The 21521-nt window shown below is 69.4% G+C and carries 17 protein-coding genes, 1 pseudogene and 1 riboswitch; of the genes and pseudogenes, 17 read left to right on the forward strand and 1 reads right to left on the reverse strand.

Features of this window, described 5'->3' with window-relative positions; genetic code table 11:
• Positions 1-84 precede the first annotated feature (84 nt).
• Positions 85-501: pseudogene (locus Sdia_RS30620) on the reverse strand (GHMP family kinase ATP-binding protein); the annotation flags it as partial.
• 223 nt (positions 502-724) lie between these two features.
• Positions 725-876, reverse strand: a riboswitch (cobalamin riboswitch).
• Between the two features lie 299 nt (positions 877-1175).
• Between Sdia_RS30620 and Sdia_RS17430 the strand changes: the two are divergent.
• The 17 genes from Sdia_RS17430 to Sdia_RS17510 all read left to right on the forward strand — a co-directional run bounded on the left by Sdia_RS17430 (position 1176) and on the right by Sdia_RS17510 (position 21482).
• Positions 1176-2090: a ferric reductase-like transmembrane domain-containing protein gene (locus Sdia_RS17430; protein ID WP_229831637.1), complete on the forward strand. Its 915-nt coding sequence runs from the start codon at positions 1176-1178 to the stop codon at positions 2088-2090.
• Between the two features lie 164 nt (positions 2091-2254).
• A complete protein-coding gene (locus Sdia_RS17435; RefSeq protein WP_189500637.1) occupies positions 2255-2599 on the forward strand; it encodes a hypothetical protein in 345 nt (114 codons plus the stop codon).
• Between the two features lie 453 nt (positions 2600-3052).
• Positions 3053-4531, forward strand: a complete 1479-nt coding sequence (locus Sdia_RS17440) for a PepSY-associated TM helix domain-containing protein (RefSeq protein ID WP_189500649.1) — start codon at positions 3053-3055, stop codon at positions 4529-4531.
• 224 nt (positions 4532-4755) lie between these two features.
• Positions 4756-4980, forward strand: a complete 225-nt coding sequence (locus tag Sdia_RS17445) for a hypothetical protein (RefSeq protein ID WP_189500636.1) — start codon at positions 4756-4758, stop codon at positions 4978-4980.
• Positions 4980-7277 carry a heavy metal translocating P-type ATPase gene (locus Sdia_RS17450; protein ID WP_189500635.1) on the forward strand — a complete coding sequence of 766 codons (2298 nt, stop codon included), beginning with the start codon at positions 4980-4982 and terminating at the stop codon, positions 7275-7277. The genes Sdia_RS17445 and Sdia_RS17450 overlap by 1 nt, the downstream gene beginning before the upstream one ends.
• A 143-nt stretch (positions 7278-7420) precedes the next feature.
• Positions 7421-7873, forward strand: coding sequence for a copper chaperone PCu(A)C (locus Sdia_RS17455; RefSeq protein WP_229831636.1), 453 nt, complete (start codon positions 7421-7423; stop codon positions 7871-7873).
• A 219-nt stretch (positions 7874-8092) separates the two neighbouring features.
• Positions 8093-8722, forward strand: coding sequence for a DJ-1/PfpI family protein (locus tag Sdia_RS17460; protein ID WP_189500634.1), 630 nt, complete (start codon positions 8093-8095; stop codon positions 8720-8722).
• Positions 8723-8906: 184 nt separating this feature from the next.
• Positions 8907-9656: an aspartyl/asparaginyl beta-hydroxylase domain-containing protein gene (locus Sdia_RS17465; protein WP_189500633.1), complete on the forward strand. Its 750-nt coding sequence runs from the start codon at positions 8907-8909 to the stop codon at positions 9654-9656.
• Between the two features lie 232 nt (positions 9657-9888).
• Complete coding sequence (locus Sdia_RS17470) at positions 9889-11298, forward strand: MFS transporter (protein WP_189500632.1); 1410 nt, start codon at positions 9889-9891, stop codon at positions 11296-11298.
• Positions 11299-11338: 40 nt separating this feature from the next.
• Positions 11339-12400, forward strand: coding sequence for a beta-ketoacyl-ACP synthase III (locus Sdia_RS17475; RefSeq protein WP_189500631.1), 1062 nt, complete (start codon positions 11339-11341; stop codon positions 12398-12400).
• Positions 12397-12633 (forward strand): acyl carrier protein, encoded by a 237-nt coding sequence (locus Sdia_RS17480; protein WP_189500630.1) that lies wholly within the window; start codon positions 12397-12399, stop codon positions 12631-12633. The genes Sdia_RS17475 and Sdia_RS17480 overlap by 4 nt, the downstream gene beginning before the upstream one ends.
• Before the next feature lie 41 nt (positions 12634-12674).
• The gene (gene scoE / locus Sdia_RS17485) at positions 12675-13565 is read left to right on the forward strand and encodes a (3R)-3-[(carboxymethyl)amino]fatty acid oxygenase/decarboxylase (RefSeq protein ID WP_189500629.1); all 891 of its coding nucleotides are present in this window, start codon (positions 12675-12677) and stop codon (positions 13563-13565) included.
• On the forward strand, positions 13562-14095 hold the full coding sequence (gene scoD / locus Sdia_RS17490; protein WP_189500628.1) for a (2E)-enoyl-ACP glycyltransferase: 534 nt from the start codon (positions 13562-13564) through the stop codon (positions 14093-14095). The genes scoE and scoD overlap by 4 nt, the downstream gene beginning before the upstream one ends.
• Before the next feature lie 44 nt (positions 14096-14139).
• The gene (scoC, locus tag Sdia_RS17495) at positions 14140-15732 is read left to right on the forward strand and encodes a fatty acid-ACP ligase ScoC (protein WP_189500627.1); all 1593 of its coding nucleotides are present in this window, start codon (positions 14140-14142) and stop codon (positions 15730-15732) included.
• 47 nt (positions 15733-15779) lie between these two features.
• Positions 15780-16049 (forward strand): phosphopantetheine-binding protein, encoded by a 270-nt coding sequence (locus Sdia_RS17500; RefSeq protein ID WP_128462368.1) that lies wholly within the window; start codon positions 15780-15782, stop codon positions 16047-16049.
• A complete protein-coding gene (locus tag Sdia_RS17505) occupies positions 16009-20433 on the forward strand; it encodes a non-ribosomal peptide synthetase (RefSeq protein WP_189500626.1) in 4425 nt (1474 codons plus the stop codon). Before Sdia_RS17500 ends, Sdia_RS17505 begins: the two co-directional genes overlap by 41 nt.
• Positions 20434-20441: 8 nt before the next feature.
• Positions 20442-21482 carry an ABC transporter substrate-binding protein gene (locus Sdia_RS17510; RefSeq protein ID WP_189500625.1) on the forward strand — a complete coding sequence of 347 codons (1041 nt, stop codon included), beginning with the start codon at positions 20442-20444 and terminating at the stop codon, positions 21480-21482.
• The last annotated feature ends 39 nt before the right edge of the window (positions 21483-21521 follow it).

The raw sequence follows: 21521 nt of genomic DNA on the forward strand, positions 1-21521 counted from the left end.
GCCCAGGCGCCGCACTATCCGGTGCCGGTTGCTCAGGTGGAGGGCGAACTCGTCGAGGAAGACGCTGTCGGCACGCTCGATCGACGAGAGGACGCGTAGCACCGTGTCCAGGTCGTAGGGGATGCCGAGGTAGGTGTGGAGGCAGCGCAGCGTGGCCACGATGTCAGCGGTCGAACTTGCCATCCCCACACCGACACGGAGCTCGGACTGATGGCTCCAGGTCCCCGACGGCGGCGCCAGGCCGTGGTGGTCCAGGAACAGGCGAGCGGCCTCGGCCGCCTTCGGGCGGAGCCCGGCCCTCTTCTGCGGGGCGGCGCCCGGGGTGAAGCCCACTCGGGCGGTCAGACCGTGTACCGGAAAAGAGACCAGGGCGATGTCGGAGTCGTCGCCGGAAGGCAGGGGGCCTTGGTACAGCTCGCCCAGGGTCCCATGGCACGCTCCCCAGACCGTCGGCGAGCGCGGAGCGTGGTTCTCAAGGACCTCCGGTAAGGAGTTCAGCACCGTCGGCCCCCCTCTGGCCGACGGGCCACGGCGGGGTCTTCGGTCGGGGAGAAGTGGCGGAAAAGGGACACGGGCTCGCTCTCCTTCCGACGCCGTGCACCAGACACGGGCGAGGAGGAGGACAGGTCGCGGCGCGCTCGCCGCGAAGGCGCCGTGACCGTCGACCCGGTCCTCGAGGTCGCAGTGGTCGGACCCGCCAGACAACTTCGGGCGGGTGCGGCCGGCAGGTGACCGGGCTTGCGGGAAGTGCCACGGCGCCTCGGTCTGGCTGGAGGCCAGGTGCGTGGCGTCGGAGTTCGGGGGTTCTCGCACACCGTTGCGGGACAGCCCCGGATTTCCACCGGGTTCCCTCTTACGCCGTACCAGTGCGGTCACTTGGTACGGAGCGATTGCAGCGTCAGCGTAGACGCGGTGCCTCCGATGCGACAGGGGGCGGTTCAGCGGTGTCCTGATGTGAGTGGTGGGGGAGGGAGGAGCGGTACGGAAGTACACACGTGAGACAGCAGTGTTGATCTGTGGCCGGAAAACGACTGCGTCCGACTGGCCTGTCCCGTCACACTGGGCCCCACGACCTCACCGAGCGCTCGGTGACCGACCCTGGAGGCTTCGCCTTGTCGCCAGAAACGGCTTCCCAGGACGAGACGGAGAGAGGCTCCGGTAAGAACCGGGGCCGTGTGGGAGGGCGCGTCACCCTTCGCGGTGATCTTCGCCTCGCCGTGCCGGACGCCGCCGCCGCGGTCGGGGTCACCGCCGCCGTCTTCGTCTTCCTGTACGTCCGGATGGAGTCCGGTACCTCCGCGACAGTCGCGGTCATGCCCTTCATGGACGACGCCCGCACGTACTGGATCTACCTGCTCAGTCAGGCGTTCGGCTGGTCCGCCCTGTTGTGGGCGTGGGGGACGGTGATGATCGGTCTGCTGGTCTCCGGTACCAGGCCTGAAGCGCTGCGCGTCTCGCCGCAGACCCTGGAGCGCTGGCACCGCACGACCAGCCTCACCACGATGGCGCTGATGCTGGCGCACGCCCTCATGTTCGCCGCGGAACTGGTCCGGTACGAGGCGCAGCTCGGCTGGGCCGAACGACTGTGGGCAGCCTTCGCTGACTCCTTCGTCCCCGGCTGGTACGACTCGGGAACAGGCCAGATCGCCATCCCCATCGGGCAGGCCGCTCTCTACCTGGCCGTGCCGCTGGGGCTGCTCTTCTACGTGCGCCACCGCATCGGAGCGAGGACCTGGCGGGTTTTGCACCGCTTCGTGATCGTCGTCTACGTGCTCAGCGTCTGGCACACGCTGCTGTACGGCACCAACGTCTGGTACGGCGAGTGGCCACGCACCGTGCTCTGGCTGCTCCAGATTCCTGTCGCCGTCCTGCTGCTGGCGAGGCTGGTCGGGCCGGCGCGACGGAGTGAACGGCTGGGCAAACCGGAGTCGGTCCGCCGGCTTTCGGGGTGGACCTTGCGAGCCGCGGGCCGCGTCGTCGTGGCAGGTGTAGCGGTGGCTCTGCTCGTCGTGGCGCTCTCGGGACGGGACGGGGGGCGCGAGCGGCCAGTGGAGCCGCCCTCCACCAGTCCGCATCCGCACCACAGCTGACGGTCCCGGAGGTGGACGACGACCGCCGTCGTGCCGGCGGTCGTACGGTTCAGTCCCTGCTCCGGTTCCCAGGTGTGCGGCTCGCGACAACCTTGAGGACAAAGCGGCATATGACGGGTTCGCATCGATGCGGAACGAGCCCTTCCCCGTCACCATGGCGGACTGTGAGCCACACCGAGAGCCTCGTGCGTGCCGTGCGGGCCCTCCTTTTCGCGCTGGTGTGCGTGAGCCTCGCGGGGAGCGGCCACGCGCTCTCCTCCGCGCATGCGGTCTCCCCGGAGGTGCTGGTCGCGGCGTTCTGGTCGATCGTCGTGGCCGCGTGGTTCGCCGCCGGACGGGCCCGCGGACCCCTCGCCATCTGCGCGGGGACGCTCGGCACCCAACTTCTGCTGCACGCGGCTTTCAGCTGGGCCCACACCGTTCCTGAACCGGGCTCGTCCTCTCACGCGTACCCAGGTGCGCACATGGGAGGGGCCGGGATGCCGGACGCGGCGAACCCCTTCGCCTGAAACACGCTGGCGACCGGTGACACTTCTTCCATGACGGCCGCCCACCTTCTCGCGGCCCTGGGCTGCGCCTGGTGGCTGTCCCACGGAGAGCGGGCGCTGACGCAGCTGGCCCACGTGGCGAGCGCGGAGTTCGTCCGGACCTTCCGCATGCCGCTTCCGGGGCCCTTGGTGGTTGTCCGGCCGCGTAGCTTCCCGGCTCCCCGGTCCGCTCCCGCAGCCGGTCACCTCGTACTCGGGCACGTGGTCACGCGGCGCGGTCCACCGGTCGGCTCCCGCCGCCCCGCAGACGCTTTCGACCGCGTTCCGGAGGCCGACCTCGCACCGACCCCGCCGCGTCTCGTCCATCCCTGACCCAGGGGGGCCGGGCGAACCGGCTCCACCCCGGCACCCGCCACCGCGCGGGCAGCCAGTGTGCTCCCACACCGGCGTGCCGCCCCCCCCCAGGGATACGACATCACTGACACCACCGGCGTCCCGGACGCCCGCCCCGCCCCACCGAAAGCCGTGGCCGAGCACGTAGCGCAGAAACCCCCGGGGACGAGTGCCTGGTCCGCGATGCGGCCCCTGGTACTGCGCCTGCACTTCTTCGCCGGCCTGCTGGTAGCTCCGTTCCTCCTGGTCACAGCCTTGAGCGGAATGCTCTACGCGCTGTCGATCCCAGGTGAGAAGCTCGTCTACCGGCACGAGTTGAGCGTCTCCGCACCCGAGAACGGCACGCGTCTGCCGTTGGAACAGCAGGTGGAGGCAGCGCGGGCAGCGCACCCTGAGCTCGAGGTCACGTCGGTCTGGGCTCCCGCCGAGGCCGAGGACACCACCCGGGTGCTCTTCGCGGACCCGTCGCTGGGGGCTTCCAAGTCCCAGGCGGTCTTCGTCGACCCCTACACCGCGGAGGTCCGCGGGGAACTGGTCCAGTACGGCAGCTCCGGCGCGCTCCCGCTGCGCACCTGGATATCCGAGTTCCACCGCCACCTGCACCTGGGCGAACCCGGGCGGATCTACAGCGAACTGGCCGCGAGCTGGCTCTGGGTGGTCGTCCTCGGAGGCGTCATGCTCTGGATCGGGCGCCGGCGCGGCAGGCCGGGCGCACGCGGTTTCCTCCTGCCGCGCCGAGGAATGGACAAGGGCCGTTCCCGCACCTTGAACCGGCACGCTGTCCTCGGTGTCTGGGCCGCGGTGGGGCTGATCATGATCTCTGCCACGGGGCTGACCTGGTCCACGTACGCCGGTGCCCGGATCGGCGCGGTGCAGGACGGCCTGGGCAGCGCGACGCCTGTGCTCGGTGCCGAGTTCACCCCGGGGGAGGAGGGCGCTGCCCACGACGAGCACGCGGGACACGAAGGTCACGGCGGCCAGCACACGGGCGGATCCGAGGCTAGCGGCCCGGACGTCGGCCTGGACGCCGCCGTGGCGGCCGCGGCGGCCCGTGGGGTGGACGCCGGCGTCGTCGTCACGATGCCCACGGATGGCCAGGGGTACAAGGTCGCTGAGTCCGACAAGCAGGTCCCCGTGCATCTGGATGCCGTCTCCGTGGACCCGCGGAACGGCGAGATCCTGTCCGAGCTGCGTTTCGCCGACTACCCCCTGCCGGCCAAGCTGACCCGGTTCGGCATCGACGCGCACATGGGGTACCTGTTCGGCCTGCCGAATCAGCTCGCCCTGGCGGCGCTGGTGGGAGTGCTGCTGCTCCTCATCGTGTGGGGCTATCGCATGTGGTGGCTCCGGCGTCCGGCAGGGCGCACGGTGGGCAAACCGATGCCCAGGGGCGGGCTCCGCGCTCTGCCTGTCGGTCTGCTCGTCCCGCTGATTGCCGTGGTGGCCTTCGTCGGGTGGTTCCTCCCGCTGCTCGGCATCAGCCTGCTGGTCTTCCTGGCGATCGATGTGCTGCTCGGGCTCCGGGCGCGACGGTCTCCGGAAGGTCGGCCGGTGAGCTGACCGTTACCGGGTGTGGCTGGGTCAGGCCCTGGCCCAGCCACACCCGGTGACCGGGAGGGGCATTGTGGTGCACTCGCGCCGCCCTTTCGTGATCGCCCGAACGAGTGCTGTGACGCCCTTCACCCTGACGCTGGGGAACTCGGACGAGGTGGTGATCGACTTCTGAGTCGTCACGAGCCGTCGACCCCTTCACGGCTCGCGCTGAGAACGTCGAGGAGCACTCCGTGGAACTGACGGCCACCACCGTGACCCGAGCGGGAACTGTCCGGTCCGTACCGCCCCCCGCGCTGGGGGGCTTCCTCCTCCTGCTGGCGGCGCTCTTCGTCGGCGCCTACGTGGTGGGGAACGCGGTGGGGCCCGTAGCGCCCGGCATGCACGCACCCGGGACCACGGGGGACGCGCCGTCCAGTGAGAAGGACGCGCCGATGCACCACGGAAGCGGTCACTGATGACGCCCGAGACGGCGGACACGATGGTGGTCACGGACCTCGTCGTGGACGGGATGACGTGCGCGGCCTGCGTCCGGCGGGTCGAGCGGAAACTGGGCAGGCTGGAGGGCGTCACGGCGGAGGTGAACCTCGCCACGGGCCTGGCTCGGGTCAGCCACCCCGCCGGGGTGACCAGCGGTGAACTGACATCTGTAGTCGAGGCCGCGGGGTACACAGCGCGCCAAGTAGCACCGAAGGCACAGGAACGGCCCGGCGGAAGACCGGGACCGGCCGCGAGTGAGGCCCGGCAAGAACGCGAACGGCTGCTTGTCACCGCGGCTCTGTCGCTGCCTGTCCTTGTCCTGTCGATGGCGCCCTCGCTGCAGTTCGACAACTGGCAGTGGCTGTGCTTCATGCTCACCGCGCCGGTTGCCACCTGGGGTGCCTGGCCCTTCCACCGCCGTGCACTGACCGGCATCCGGCACGCCACCGCCACCATGGACACGCTGGTCTCGCTGGGGGTGCTCGCCTCGTTCTGCTGGTCGTCGTACGCCCTCTTTCTGGGTGGGGCAGGGGCTGCCGGCATGCGGATGCCGTTCAGTCTGGTGCCCTCGGCGTCCGACGGGATGGCGCATGTCTATCTCGAAGCAGCAGTGGGCGTTCCGCTTTTCGTGCTCCTGGGGCGGTACCTGGAGAGCCGGGCACGGCGGGGGACGGGCGCGGCCCTGCGGTCGCTCGCTCGTCTCGCGGCGAAGGAGGTGACGGTACGGCGCGGCGGTGTGGATGAGCTGTTGCCCATCGAACGGCTGATGGTCGGCGAGGTGTTCCTGGTCCGTCCCGGTGAGCGCGCTGCCACGGACGGAGAGGTGGCCGAGGGCAGCTCCGCCGTCGACCTCTCCCTGGTCACCGGGGAGTCGGAACCCGTCGAGGTGGGGCCGGGCAGTCCGGTGGCCGGCGGATCGGTCAACGTGGGCGGTCTTCTCCTGGTGCGTGCCACGGCGGTCGGCAGGGACACCCAGCTCGCCCGGATCACGCAGCTGGTCACGGACGCCCAGGCGGGAAAGGCGCAGGCTCAGCGGCTGGCCGACACCATCGCGGGTGTCTTCGTCCCCGTGGTCATGGCGCTCGCAGCCACGACACTCGGCTTCTGGCTCGGTTCCGGCGCGGACCCCCAGGCGGCGGTCACGGCCGGCGTCGCGGTGCTGGTCGTCGCCTGCCCGTGCGCGCTCGGCCTGGCGACACCGACCGCCCTGATGGCGGCCACCGGTCGTGGGGCGCAACTGGGTGTGCTGGTCAGGGGAGCGCAGGCGCTTGAGGGCCTACAGCACGTCGACACCGTGGTGCTCGACAAGACGGGAACCCTGACCTCGGGGCACGTGTCCGTCGGGCGGGTCACCGTCGTCGCCGGAGAACTGAGGACACCGGACGTCCTGCGCCTGGCGGGCGCCGTCGAGCACGGCTCGGAGCATCCGCTGGGCCGGGCGCTCTCGCTCCACGCTCGCCGTGCCGCCGGGGACGAGGGGCTGCCGCACGTGACGGGTTTCCGGTCCACCGCCGGTCACGGCGTGAGCGGGACGGTCGAAGGACACGAGGTGGAGGTGGTCGCTCCCGACCTTTCGGCGCTGCCGCCGGTGCTCGCGGCGGCCTGCCGACGGGCGGATGAGAGCGCTCGCACAGCGGTACTGGTCCGGGTGGACGGCACACCGACCGCGATCGTCGAGGTCTCCGATCTTGTCCGCCCCGGCAGCTACCGCGCTGTCGACCGACTGCGCAGGCTCGGTGTCCGCCCTGTCCTGGCCACTGGCGACCGGGCCGCTGTCGCGCGGGTGGTCGCGGAAGACCTCGGTATCGCGGAGGTCCACTCGCGCTGCACGCCTGGTGAGAAAGTCGAACTGGTGCGACGGCTACGTGCCGAGGGGCGACGGGTCGCCGTCGTCGGGGACGGAGTCAACGACGCTGCGGCGCTCGCCTGCGCCGACCTGGGCATCGCCGTGGGTACCGGGACCGACGCGGCGATCGGCGCCGCCGACGTCACCCTCGTCCGCAACGACGTCGAGGCTCTCGCCGATGCGGTCCGGCTGGCCCGCCACACGCTGCGTACCATCCGCACCAACCTTGTCTGGGCCTTCGGCTACAACGTCGTGACCATGCCGCTGGCCATGGTCGGACTGCTGAACCCGATGGTCGCGGCGGTAGCGATGTCCCTCAGTTCGGTCCTCGTGGTGGTGAACAGCCTCCGTCTCCGCACCTGGCGCCCTTCGACGCACCCTGTCCCAGGGGTGGGTGCCACGCCGCGGAGGCCACGGAGCATCGCTTGACCCTCCAACCCGCTTTCGGCTCGGGCCGCCGGGCCGCTCCAGGTCCGTCCCCCTTCCCCGTGGAGATCCGCCGCATGAGAAAAACGCCCCCAGGCTCCGCCCGCCTCAGCCGCCTACGAGAAGCGGGCAGAACCGGAGCAACGGTGGCCGCCGCCTCGCTCGTCGCCGTCGGAGGCCTGGCCGCATGGGTCTCGGCCGGTTACGCGGGTACCCCGGCCCACGTCGAGGTGAGGCAGGCCAGAGTCCTGCTGCCGGTGACGCCTGGCGGGAACACCAACGCCTACTTCCACCTGGTGAACACCGGTGGGGCGCCGGACCGGCTCCGCGCCGTCACATCCTCCGCGGCGGCCGTGCCCGAGCTGACCGAGCATCGGATGAACGATGCCAACGGCGCATACCGCGAGTCCGTCAGTACCGTGACCGTTCCCGCCAACGGCGAAGTCAGGATGTCGCCCCACTCGACCGCCGTGAACCTCCGGGCAGACAAGGCGTGGCGCCCCGGGGACAGTGTCACGTTCACGCTCGATCTCGAACGGTCGGGGCGGATCAGCGTGCAAGCCGTTGTCCGGCCCGTCACGCTGGGTTCCGGGGCGTGAGAGCCCGAACGCCGTCCCTCGGCCACGCCGATCGCCTCTGTTCTCCCCGTGGCTGACGGGAACTTCCACACGCACCCGGCCGACTCCTCACATGGAGAGGTTGCCGAACCCCGTGGAGACGTCCCCGTAAGGCTTTCCCGGGCCACGCTGCGGGGGCGCGGGGACGGTCGTTTATCTCCCATGCCAGCATTTTCGTGTCCAGTTGAAAGAAGACCCTTCATGCAGATCGCGATCGTCCTCTACCCCGGTTTCACGGCACTGGACGCCATCGGCCCTTACGAAGTTTTAGGCCGCCTCCCCGAGGCTGATATCGTGTTCGTCGCAGAGAATCCGGGGCTCATCCTCAACGATCTGGGAAGCCTTTCGGTGAAAGTGGTGCACGGTTTCGAGGAGGTGCCGAAGCCGGACATCGTCCTTGTCGGTGGCGGCGCCGGTCAGGCCGGTCAGATGGCCGACGGCGTCCTGCACGCGTGGCTCCGGGCCGTGGACTCGTCTGCCACCTGGATGACCTCCGTCTGCACGGGCTCCCTGATTCTGGCTGCCGCCGGCGTACTCGCCGGCCGCCGGGCCACCACGCACTGGGGCGCGCTGGAGCAGCTCGCCGAGTTCGGGGTGACGCCGTCGAAGGAAAGGGTCGTCATCGACGGGCACTGTGCCACGGGAGCGGGTGTCTCAGCCGGGATCGACATGGCACTGACCTTGGCCGGTCTGATCGCGGGAGACCGCGTGGCGCAGGCCGTGCAGCTTCTGATCGAGTATGCCCCGCAGCCTCCCTATGAGGCGGGAAGCAGTGACGCGGCATCGGACGAGGTGTACGACGCCCTCTACGGTCTCGTCGGCCCGCACTGAACGCCCCTCGCAGGGTCACGGACGAGCTCGTCGAAAATTCGACCTCTGCTTTTCGGTGATGACGGGAACTCAGGAAGAGCTCCTCTCGACTATTGATACGAAGCAGCAATCGAGAGTCCGAATTCACGGTACTGGAGTCGTGCTGCCGTGAGACTTCCTGTGACAGAGCGGAGAAGAATGCGTCATGCAGTCGACGGAGGAGCGGTTCGCCGCCATACGTGAGGAGTTCGGCCCCGATTCCCTTCAGCGAGTGGAGGAGATGATGAACCCGGGGGGCCGGTCCAGGCATGCGATGCAAGCCGGTGCGAAGTGGATTCTGCCGGGGATATCGCAGCAGCCGTGGCACGATCCGAGGAGCAATCCGGAGATCGCGCCGCTCGTCGACGCTCTGGAAGGGGCCCACCCGGCGATCCGGCGGGAGCACGAGCGGACCTGGCGGGCGAAGCCCACGGCATTCTCGCAGTACGAGCACTACCTGACCCGGCAGGAGGATTGGCAATCGCTCCATCTCTACCGTGACGGCGGGCTCGTGGCCGCAGGGGCCGAGATCGCCCCCACCGCCTTCGGCATCATCAGGGACGTGGCGGTCGCACGCAATCTGATCTGCCCGCTGCTGGAAAGCCACTTCTCGACGCTGTTGCCCGGTGCCCGCATCGCATCGCACTGCGACCTCTGGAACTTCAGCATCAATCTGCACTTCGCGGTGGACATCCCTGACGGCTGCGACATCACCGTGGGCGGTGAAACCCGTGTCTGGGAGGAAGGTCGTTGCCTGCTCTTCGACTACTCCTTCGAGCACCACGCGGAGAACCGCGGCGTACGCCCCCGGACCTGTCTCCTGGTTGACCTCTGGCACCCGGAGACCACCGTCCCCGAGCGGCAGGCCCTGACGATCCTGGTCACAGAGGTACGGCAGCTGCTCGCCGGGAAGTGACCCGCGGCCCGATCGCACGGGCTGAGGGCGAGGCCGGAGCGGCGGCTCACGAAAACCACTCGTTCCCGACGCCAGGGGTCTCATCCTGCAACCGCGTCGCCCCCGGCTGCCACCAACAGCCGCCCCGGGCGGCGCCGTGACGGTGTGCGGCCTGCCCGGACGCCCCGCCGGGCGCTTGCGTGCTCGAGGCGCTCACAGAACGAACTTCCCGCTCCGTCCGAAGGGGACGATCATGTCCGTGACCACAGCCGGGCCAGTGGCGGTACACCGCCGTCTCGGCCTTCCCATGGTCGTCCTGGCCATGGCCCAACTGGTCATATCGCTCGACCACAGCATCGTCTACGTGGCGTTGCCGCAGATCGGCGCATCGCTGGGCTTCCTCGACCACGACCTCCAATGGGTGGTCAGCGCCTACGTCGTGGCCGCGGGAGGCTTCCTGCTACTGGGTGGACGGGCGGCGGACCTTCTCGGCCGGCGCCGCATGTTCCTCGTCGCCACCTCGGTCTACGCTCTGGCCTCGCTGGTGGGCGGTTTCGCCCAGTCGCCGGGCGTCCTGCTGTCCGTACGCGCGGCCCAGGGGATAGGCGGCTCATTGCTCTTCCCGGCCACCCTGTCGCTCATCAACACGACGTACCCGGAAGGACCGTTGCGGAACCGGGCGCTCGCGCTCTGGGGCGCCGCAGGAGCGGGCGGTCTGTGCCTGGGCTCGCTCCTCGGCGGTGCACTGGTCCACAGCTACGGCTGGCCCTCGGTCTTCCTCGTCAACGTCCCCGTCGCGCTGGCCCTTGCCGTTCTCGGCTGGTTCCTCTTCGCAGTCGACCCGGTTTCCGACCGCAGGCGCCGCTTCGATGTCGCCGGGTCACTCACCGTCACCGCGGGCCTCACCTCGCTCGTCTTCCTCCTGGTGTACGCCCCCGCCATCGGCTGGACGCGTCCAGCCGCCCTGAGCGCGGGCGCCCTCGCACTCTTCAGCCTGCTCCTCTTCGTCGTCATCGAGGCCAGGACTTCGGATCCCTTGATGCCGGTCCGCCTCCTCCGGCACCGGGGCCTGGCTGCGGCCGCCGCCCTGGCGGCGCTCTTCAGCGCTACGTTCAGCTCACTGCCGTACTTCCTGACGCTGTACTTCCAGACCGTGCGCGGCTACGACGCTCTCGCCACCGGTCTCTGCTTCCTTGTCCCGGCACTCGTCGTCGCGGCGGGAACGCAGGCCGGAGCCCCGGCCGTCTCCCGTTTCGGCGTGCGGCGGCTGCTTGCCGGCGGCCTGGGCGCCGGTGCCGTCGGCACGCTCGCCCTGGTCCCCGCCGTCTCGGCGCAGGGGCCGTACGCGGCCCTGTTGCCCGGCATCGTCCTGATGAGCCTGGGGCAGGGGGCGTTCTGGACGGCTCTGTGGATAGCCGCGGCCCGTGGAATCTCCCCGGGGGACCAGGGCATGGCTTCCGGCATCGCTTCCACCTCTCTGCAGATGGGCGGAGCCGTCGGACTCGCGGTGCTGGTGGCGGCAGCGTCGGGCATCGGAGCGGAGTCGTCGATCCCGGCGCTGGTCGACGGCATGAAGGTGGCTCTGCTTCTCACCTCCGGGGCGTTGGCCCTCGGCATGCTCCTCATCGTCGTGCCACGAAGCCGTGCTCGTGCGGCCGCGTGACCGGACACCACCGCCCAAGACACCGTCCGCCAGGAGAACCATGCTCGAAACATCCCCGCGAGGGTCCGCTCGTGCCGCAGTCCTCTGCGGCGTTGGCGGCCAGCTTCCCCGGCTCAAGGTCGGAAACGACGAGCTGGCGGAACGGCTCGACACCGACGACGCCTGGATACGCACCCGAACCGGTATCCGCTCCAGGCATTTCGCCGCGCCGGACGAGGCCACCTCCGACCTGGCTGTCGCGGCGGGGCGCAGAGCACTTGCCAACTCCGGGTCGGCCGCCGTCGGGACCGTGATCGTGGCCACGACAACACCGGACCGTACCTGCCCGTCCACCGCACCGCTGGTGGCCGCACGGCTCGGTCTCACCGGAGTCGCGGCGTTCGATGTGGGCGCTGTGTGCTCCGGGTTCGTCTATGCCCTGGCCGCGGGGACAGGGCTGATCACCTCAGGAGTGACGGACCGCGTCCTGGTCGTCGGCGCCGACGTGTACTCCAGGATCGTGGATCCCGGGGACCGGCAGAACGCCGTGGTGTTCGGGGACGGCGCGGGCGCTGTCGTCCTGCGTGCCGGTCACGCCACGGAGCCAGGTGCTCTGGGTCCCTTCGACCTCGGTAGCGACGGAGCCCATGAGGACATGATCACCGTCCAGGCTGGAGGGTCCCGCCTGCCATTCGACCCTGCCCGGACCTCGCATGCCGAAAGGCACTTCTCCATGCGTGGCAAAGAGGTGTACCGCCACGCGGTGAGCAGGATGGCCGGCTCTGCCCAGGCCGTGCTGGAACAGGCCGGGATCAGCGTCGGGGAGATCGATCTCTTCGTTCCCCACCAGGCCAACCTGCGCATCTTGCGCACCGTGGCCACCGACCTCGGCCTCTCCTTCGAGCGGTGTGCCACCCACGTTCAGGAGGCGGGGAACACCGGCGCGGCTTCGATCCCGCTCGCTCTCGCGCGAAGCCACGTCGACAGCGCGTTGACCGTGGGGGACCGCATCCTGCTCACCGGCTTCGGCGGGGGCCTCACCTGGGGATCCGTCCTGCTGACCTGGCCCAGCCTGCCGCCGGCCGTCGAACCGTCCCGTCCCGAAGAGGGAGTCGCCTCATGACCGAGACCTACACGCAGCTGGTGTCCATCGTCGCGGGTCTGCACGATGCGCCAGCTGATCACTTCCGCCCGGAGACGACTTACGCAGAGCTCGATGTGGACTCGCTGACGATGGTCGAGATCAGCATCCACATCGAGCGGCGCCTCGGGGTCACCGTCGAAGACAGCGAGCTCGCGCCTGGCCTCACGCTGGGCGCGACCGCGGAGCTGATCGAGGCCCGTCTGACCGCCTGACCGAACCCGGCCTCGCCGCCAACATGACAAGGAGCACCACCATGCGCATCACCCATCACACCGGAACCTCCATCGGAGCCTCTGTCGAGGACTTCGACCACACCTCTGCGTCGGATGAAGACGTCGTGGCCCTGAAGGAAACCGTCTACCGCCGCAAGATCGCCGTTCTCAAGGGCCAGGATCTCTCTCCGCAGGCGTTCCTGGAACTGGGCAGGCGGCTTGGCCGCCCGGAGACGTACTACGAGCCGATGTACCACCACCCGCAGGTACCCGAGGTGTTCGTCTCCTCGAACGTCCCCGAGGGCGGCAAGCAGATCGGCGTCCCGAAGACAGGCAAGTTCTGGCACGCCGACTACCAGTTCATGCCGGACCCGTTCAGCATCACCCTGATCTACCCGCAGGTCATACCGGCCAAGAACCGTGGCACGTACTTCATCGACATGGGCACGGCCTACGAGCGGCTTCCCGAGGATTTCAAGGGCGAGGTCGAGGGGACGCGCTGCCTGCACTCCGTACGCAAGTACTTCAAGGTCCGCCCGCATGACGTCTACCGCCCTCTGTCGGAGATCATCCAGGAGGTGGAGGAGAAGACTCCCGCCGTTCGCCAGCCCACCGTCTTCACCCACCCCATGACCGATGAGAAGGTGCTCTACCTCAGCGAGGGCTTCACCGTCGGTATCGAGGACGAGTGGGGCGAGCCGCTCGGCGAATCCCTGCTCCAGCGGCTTTTCGAGGCGACCGGGCAGCTCGACCGCGACTTCGGGCACGAGAACATTCATCTCCAGACCTTCGAACGTGGCGACCTCCTGGTGTGGGACAACCGCAGCCTCATCCACTGCGCCCGCCACACCACCACGCCCGAGCCGACCGTCTCCTTCCGCGTCACCGTCCACGACGAGCGCAAGCTGCACGCCGGCCTGGAGACGGCATGACCGTCACCGGTGCCGCCGTGCTCCGCACCTACGCCACGGACAAGGCCCTGCTGTCCCGGGTGCTCGTCCCGTACAAGAAGCACTGCCGCTACCTCCTCACGGCCGAGGTCTCCGCCCTGCCCGACGGGCTGGCGCGGGTCGAGGGCGCGTTCGCGATCTCCGAGTCCTGCTACATCGAGGACACGGGCCATCTGAACGCCGTGGAGGTGAACATCGCCTACAACCAGATGATGTATTACCTCGTGGCGAAGTCCGTGCAAGAGGGGCTGCTGGCTGGTCTTCAGAGCTGGACGCTGGAGGACTTCTGGGCGCACCAGCTGCCCGACATCCTCATCGCCCGCTTCACCTCACGTTTTCAGCGTCCCGTCAATCCCCGCGACTTCCATGGAGAGATGGAACTTCGCTCGATGGACCGGCGCTCGCCAGGCGGCAAGCCGCTCCTCATGGCCACCACCACCTACCGCTACGGCGACGTACAGGGCGGCCGATGCGACGGCGACGCCACTCTCGCCTTCGTCAACTTCACCTGAAACTCGGCCCGCTCACACGGGCCGGTACCGGACGGACACCCTCCATGGAACTCCCCCAGAAGCCACGACAAAGCGCGCGGCTGCACCACGGGCTCACCACACTCGTCGACACCGCCCACTTCCACGCCGAACACCAGCCAGACACACCAGCGGTCGTCTGCGGCGCCGCCACCCTCACCTACGCGGATCTGCACCGCGAGAGCAGCCGCACCGCGCGGGCACTGCGCTCGGCCGGCCTCAGCCCCGGGGACCGGGTCGCCTACCTCGGCAAGGAGTCCGAGCGGTACTACGAGATTCTCTTCGCCTGCGCCAAGACCGGCACCGTACTCGTGCCCGTCAACTGGCGGCTGACCTCACCCGAGGTCAGCCACATCCTCCAGGACTCTGACACCCGGCTCCTCTTCGTCGAGGAAGAGTTCCGGCCCGTCGTGGACGGCATGCCCTCCGCAGCCCCCGACCACGTCGTGGCTCTGGACGAGGCCGAGGGCTACGCCACCTGGAAGGCCGCCGGCACCGGCGGGGGCGAGGCGTACGAGGCAACCCGTGACACCCCGGTGGCCCAGCTGTACACCAGTGGCACCACGGGGCTGCCCAAGGGCGTCGTTCTGGCCCACCGCAGCTTCTTCGCCATCGCGGACGCCATGGCGGAGGCGGATGTCGACTGGATCGACTGGCAGGCCGGGGACGTGGCGCTGATCGGGATCCCGGGCTTCCACATCGGTGGTCTGTGGTGGGCGACGCAAAACTTCAACGCTGGAACAACCGTCGTGGCGATGCCCGCCTTCGACGCGACCGAAGCCGTTGAGCTGATCCGCCGACTGGGCGTCACCACCGCCTGTGTGGTCCCGGCCATGCTCCGGATGATGCTGACCCGGCCCGGCGTCGGGCCCGCCGACTTCGTCACCCTTCGCAAGATCGTCTATGGCGGGTCGCCGATCTCCGAGACCCTGCTCGAACAGAGCCTCGCGGTGTTCCGCTGCGAGTTCGCTCAGATATACGGGCTCACGGAGACCGGTAACACAGCCGTCTGCCTGCCGCCCGCAGCCCACGAACCCGGCTCGTCGCTCATGCAGGCTGCGGGCCGTCCCTACCCGGGCGTGCAAGTCAAGGTGGTCGGCGACCACGGCGTCGTACTGCCGCTCGGAGCCGTCGGTGAGGTCTGCCTGGGCACGCCGGCGCACATGGTGGAGTACTGGAATCTCCCCGACAAGACGGCCGAGACGCTCGTCGACGGCTGGATTCGTACCGGGGACGCCGGCTTCGTCGACGAGGCCGGCTATGTCTACATACGCGACCGGATCAAGGATGCCATTCTCGTGGCGGGGGAGAACGTGTACCCGGCCGAGATCGAGAACGTCCTGGAGCGCCATCCCGGTGTCGCCGAGGCCGTGGTGGTGGGCGCGCCGGACGACCGGTGGGGCGAGTACGTCCATGCCTTCGTGGTCCCCGAAGACCTAGCCGGCGAGCCTTTGCGGGCCCGGGATCTGCACACCTTTCTGACGCCCCGGCTGGCTGCGTTCAAGCTGCCCGCCAAGTACGAGTTCATCGATCACGTGCCCCGTAACCCCAGCGGGAAGATCCTCCGCCGCGAATTGCGGAACCGGTTCTGGGACGGCTCCGACCGCAAGGTCAACTGACCGCTGCTCACCGGGACATCACGACTTCAGCCGGAGAAAGGACCATCGTGCCCTCCGCCCTCACCCTTCAGCAGTTCCGCGCCGATCTCGCCGAGCTGCTCCACCAGGAGCCCGAGGAGGTCAACCTCGAGGACAACCCCGTCAGCGCGGGACTCGACTCCCTGCGACTCGTCACGCTCGTCGAGCGCTGGGAGCAGTACGGCATCGCCGTTTCCTTCATCGACCTGGCCGAACTGCCGTCCTTCCGGCACTGGTGGCAGCTGCTGGCGGAACGGCATGCAGAAGGACGGGAGGCAGGACGACGTGGCGACGCCTGAACATGCTTCCCGCCGGCATCCGCTGCTCGGCGCCCAGGAGGGCATATGGACCGGGCACCAGCTCGATACCTCCAGCCCCGCGTACAACACGGCCGAGTACGTGGTGATCGAGGGCCCTGTGGACGCGGATCACTTCGAGACCGCCCTTCGCCGGGCTGTTGAGGAGACCGAGGCCCTGCACTGCGTCTTCGTGGCGGACGACGCGGGGCAGCCCTGGCAGGTCGACACCGCCGTCCCCGAGTGGCGTCTTCACGCCGTCGACGTCTCCGAGGAGCCCGACCCCCACGCGGCGGCCCTTGGCTGGATTCATGACGACATCGCCCGGCCCGTCGACCTCTCCCACGGTCCGCTGTTCGGTCACGCGCTGTTCCGTCTGGCCGCCGACCGCCACCTCTGGTACCACCGGGTTCACCATATCGCGGTGGACGGCTTCGGTCTCTCCCTGTTCGCCCGCAGGGTGGCCGACCTGTACACCGCTCTCGTGGCCCGGACGGAGCCGGGCCCGAGCGGATTCGGCACACTCGCCTCCGTACGAGAGGAGGAAGCCGCCTACCGTTCGTCCGAGCAGTTCGCTCGCGACCGGGAGCACTGGCTACGCCGGTACGCCGACAGACCGGGCGTCGCGACCCCCGCGGGCCGCTCCGCGCTCCCGGCCCCCTCCTTCCTCCGGGACACGGCCGACCTCGGCGCGGCGACCACGGCAGCGCTGCGGGCAACTGCCGGGGCGCTGAAGACTTCCTGGTCGGAGATCCTGCTGGCCGTCACTGCCGCCCACCTCCACCGTGCCACTCGGGCAGCCGAGATCGTGCTCAGCGTCCCCGCGATGGGCCGTTTCGGCTCAGCCTCTCTGCGAGTACCCGCCATGGTCCGCAACGTCCTGCCGCTGCGGGTCCCGGTCGGCCCGCACGACACCTTGCGTACTCTGACCACCGCTGTCTCCCGGGAAGTACGCGCCGCCCTGCCGCACCAGCGCTACCGCTACGAACAGATCCGCCGCGACCTACGGCTCGTGGGCGGAGGGCGACGCCTTTCCGGCCCCGGCGTCAACATCATGCCCTTCGCCTACGCCCTGCGCTTCGCCGGACTCCGCAGCACCGTCCACAACGTGTCGGCCGGCCCCGTCGACGACCTCGCCTTCAACGTGTACGACCGTTCCGAAGGCACCTCGCTGAGCTTCGCGGTGGACGCCAATCCCGACCTCTACACCCTCGACGAGGTCACGGGCCACCGCCGTGCGCTCTTCGAGCTGCTGACGGCAGCCGTCGCCGAGCCGGACCAGCCCCTCTCCTCACTCGCCCCCGCCCCGCCGTCACACGAGCCCGTCCCCACCGTCCGCGTTCTGGAAGGCGCCCCGCTTCCTGCGTCGCCGCGGCCCGTGCTCTCGCGCATCGCCGATCACGCGGCCCGCCGAGGCAGCGGGGTCGCCGTGGAGCAGGGCGAACGGAGTATCACCTATGCCGACCTCCTGGACCAGGCCCGTGGCGTGACCAGGCGGCTCGCCGGACGTGGAGTGGACCGTGGTGACCTGGTGGCCGTCTTCCTCCCCCGAGGCATCGAGGCCGTCACGGTCATGCTCGGCGTCATGGCCGCCGGAGCGGTGTACTGTCCCCTCGATCCGGACGGCCCGGCGGACCGGACCGCCGCTCTGCTCTCGGCCTGCGCGCCGGCCCTCATCGTCACCGAACAACGCCACGCCCACCTCTTCCAGGATCGCGAGATCCTGCTGCTCGGCGCCTTGACGGGTACCGAGCCCCCACACCCCCCGATGCCCGCCCCGGGGGCCGACGAACCCGCCTACGTCCTCCACACCTCGGGCTCGACGGGGCAGCCCAAGGGCGTCGAGGTCGGGCACGGGGCGTTGGCTCACTTCGTCGCCGGGGCGGGGCTGCGCTACGGGCCGCGACGCACCGACCGCGTCCTCCAGTTCGCACCCCCGCACTTCGACACCAGCATCGAGGAGATCTTCCTGACTCTGTGCTCCGGTGCCACCTTGGTCATCCGCGAGCCCGACATGACCGACTCCGTGCCCCACTTCCTCTCTGTGTGCGAGCGCCTGTCCGTCACTGTCCTCGACCTGCCGACCGCGTACTGGCACGAACTGGCCTACGCGCTGTCCACCGGGGCGGGCACACTGCCGGTCGCGGTGCACACGGTGATCATCGGCGGTGAGACAGCCCTGCCGGAACGAGCCGCCCGCTGGCGGGAATCCGTCGGCACGGACGTCCGCCTGGTGAACACCTACGGGCCGACGGAGGGAACGGTGGTCGCCACCGCCGCCGACCTCGGTGACTCCTGTCTCGCCCCGGGCGACGCGCCGATCGGCGTCCCCCTCCCTGGCAGCCGGGTCGCTGTTGTCGACGGCGAGCTGTACCTCTGCGGGCCCGCGCTCGCCCACGGCTACCGCAACCGGCCTGTGGAGACGGCTGAGCGGTTCGTCCGCCTGGAGCACCTGCCTGGCTCGCCACGCGCCTATCGCACCGGCGACCTTGTGGAACTTGGGGAGGACGGACTCCTTCGCCACCTCGGGCGCGTGGACGACGAGTGCAAGATCAGTGGGCACCGTGTCCAGCCGTCTGAGGTCGAGAGCGCCTTGCTCTCCCATCCCCGCATCAGCGACGCGGCCGTAGTAGGTCAGGTGCTGCCCGACGGCACCCGAAGGCTCACCGCCCACCTGGTCGCCGACGATCCGGAACCCACGTTGTCGTCGGTACGTGCGCATCTCCGGACCCGGCTGTCGGCTCCGATGATTCCCACGTCTTTCACCTTCCGGTCCCGCCTGCCGCGCACCTCTTCCGGCAAGACGGACCGTGCTGCCTTGCTGGCCGGTCTTCCTCTTCAGCAGTGCAGTTCGGCAGGGCCCGACGAGGAGCGGACACTGACCGAGGTCGTGACCGACGTCTGGCGGCAGGTTCTTACGTCCGGCGAACTGACCGAGCAGGACGATGTCTTCGAACGGGGAGCCCAGTCCCTACAGGCGATTCAGGCGGCCAACCGGCTGGCGGCGAAGCTGGGCCGAGAGGTGAAGCTGGCCTGGCTCTTCCAGCACGCCACGCCCGCCGCTCTCGCCATGTTCCTCGGCTCGGGGGCCGCCTCGGCCACGCACACCCCGGGCGGCTCCGTACTCCCGCATTCCCTGATAGCCGACGCGGTGTTGGACCCGGCGGTCCGCGCAGGTGCGAGGAAGGCCCCGTGGCCGCCACGACGAATCCTGCTCACCGGAGCCACGGGCTTCGTCGGAAGCCATCTTCTCGCCCAGCTCCTGCGCGCCACGGACGCCGAAGTGGTGTGCGCCGTACGGGCCACGAGCCCGGAATCAGCCTTGGAACGTGTGCGCTCCGCGCTTTCGGCGGCAGACCTGCCCCTGTCGCCGGACCAGCACCGCCGCGTGACCGCCCTCCCGGCCGACCTCGCCCGGCCCCGTCTCGGACTGAGCGAGCAGCGATGGAACGCGCTCGGCTCCGCCGTCGACGCCATCCTCCACAATGGTGCGGCGGTCAGCGTCGTCCGCGACTACACCGCCCTGCGCCCTGCCAACACCGACTCCACCCACGACCTGCTGCGGCTGGCAGCCCCGCGCCGCGTCCCGCTGCACTACGTCTCCACTCTCTCGGTCGGCCCCAACGCCGTCAGCGCTGAGTTCAAGGAGGGCTTCCTCCCTGCCCATGAAGGGCTGCGCTACGGCTACCAGCAGACCAAGTGGGCTTCCGAGCGCCTTCTCGAGCAAGCCGCCGAGCGCGGTCTGCCCGTCACCGTCCACCGACTCGGCCGCGTCATCGGGCCCATCGGAACCGGCAGGGTCAACCGTCAGGACTTCCTGTGGACCGTCCTGCGTGCCGGAGTGCCTGTAGGTCTCCTGCCGGACCTCTTCACGGAGGAGGCATGGACCCCGGCCGACCGGGTCGCGGCCGAGATCGTGGCGACCGGACCCGGCGCCCACCAGCACGGCGCGGTGGTCCACCACCACGCGGGGAGCCCGGTGCGCCAGGCGGATCTGCACAGGTGGCTGCGCGAGTACGGCTACGCGATCGAAGCCCTGCCTCTAGACATCTGGCGGGAGAGGATCCCCCGGGACACCGAGGACGCCGTGGCGGTCCTGACGTTCTTCGACTCCCTGCCCGAGCCCCGCGCCGGAGCGGACGAGGGCCTTGGCCACACCACCGTTCAGGCGGATCAGGTGCGCGCGGCCTTGGAGGCGGTTGACTCCCCCCTCCGGCCGGCTCACCCGGAGATCGACAGGGCGGCCTTCTTCCGGCAGCTGGATCACTGCGTGGCTCAGGGCGACCTGCCGGCCCCGGCCCAGCACGGACCACAAGAGCCGGGAACTGGTTCCGAGCCCCGCCCGACTCTTGCTACGAACCCCGGCGACGAGCCGGCACCGAACTAGGAGCACACATGTCCACCAAGCGGATCGCCCTCCTCGGAGCGACAGCCGTCATCGGCCTTGTGACCACGGGCTGCGGAGGCTCGTCGGAGGGGACGACCGGAGCGGCCGGCAAGCCCGCCGCCTCGTCGTCGGCCGAGGGGTACCCGGTGACACTGGAGAACTGCGGGATGAAGCAGACGTACACCAAGGCCCCCAGCCGTGTCGTGGTGATGAACGGCGCCTCGGTCGCCGAGGTTTCCACGCTGCTCGCCCTCGGGCTGAAGGACCGCATCGTCGTCAACCAGCAGACCTACGGCATGTCCGAGGTCCCGGGCCGGGCGGACGAGATCAAGGCCCTGCCGAAGGGTGACATCAAGCTCAACGACGCTTTCGACATTCCCCGCGAGGCGATGCTCGCACAGCGCCCCGACCTCGTCCTGTCCACCACCGCCTACGGCTTCGACGGCAAGAACGGCTTCGCCACCCGGGACCAGCTCAAGCAGGTCGGCGCCAACAGCTACATCTCGCCACAGGGCTGTGACCAGGACACCTCCAAGATGACCATGGAGGACAGCAGGAGGCTACTGCGGGACATGGGCAAGGTCTTCGGCGTCAGCGAACGCGCCGAGAAGCTCATCGCCGAGTCCGACCAGCGAATCGCGGAGGTGGCAAAGAAGGTCAAGGGCGAGGAGAAACCCAAGGTCATGGTGATCTTCTCCAACATGAGCATGGGCGGCAACGACTTCAGCTCCGTCGTCGCCAAGGGCATCTACAACGACATCCTCGCCAGCGCGGGAGGCACCAACGCCTTCGAGAACGCCTCCAAGGGTTCCTTCGCCGACCTCAGCAAGGAGAAGGTCGCCGCCGCCGACGTGGACGCCCTCGTCGTCATCAGCTACAACGACCCCGACCCCACGGCCTACGCCAAGAAGCTGCTCAAGGAGTTCCCCCAGTGGACGGCCGCGAAGAACGACGCGTACGTGGTGCTGTCCGACTCGATCTACCTCGGCCCCAGCAACGACGTGGCCGTGGAGAAGATCGCCGAGAGGCTCCACCCCGACGCGCTCTGACCGGGCTCCGGCTCCCCCTGGGCGTCGCGGTTCTGCTCG

Origin of the sequence: Streptomyces diastaticus subsp. diastaticus (assembly GCF_011170125.1) — a bacterium.
GTDB lineage: Bacteria > Actinomycetota > Actinomycetes > Streptomycetales > Streptomycetaceae > Streptomyces > Streptomyces diastaticus.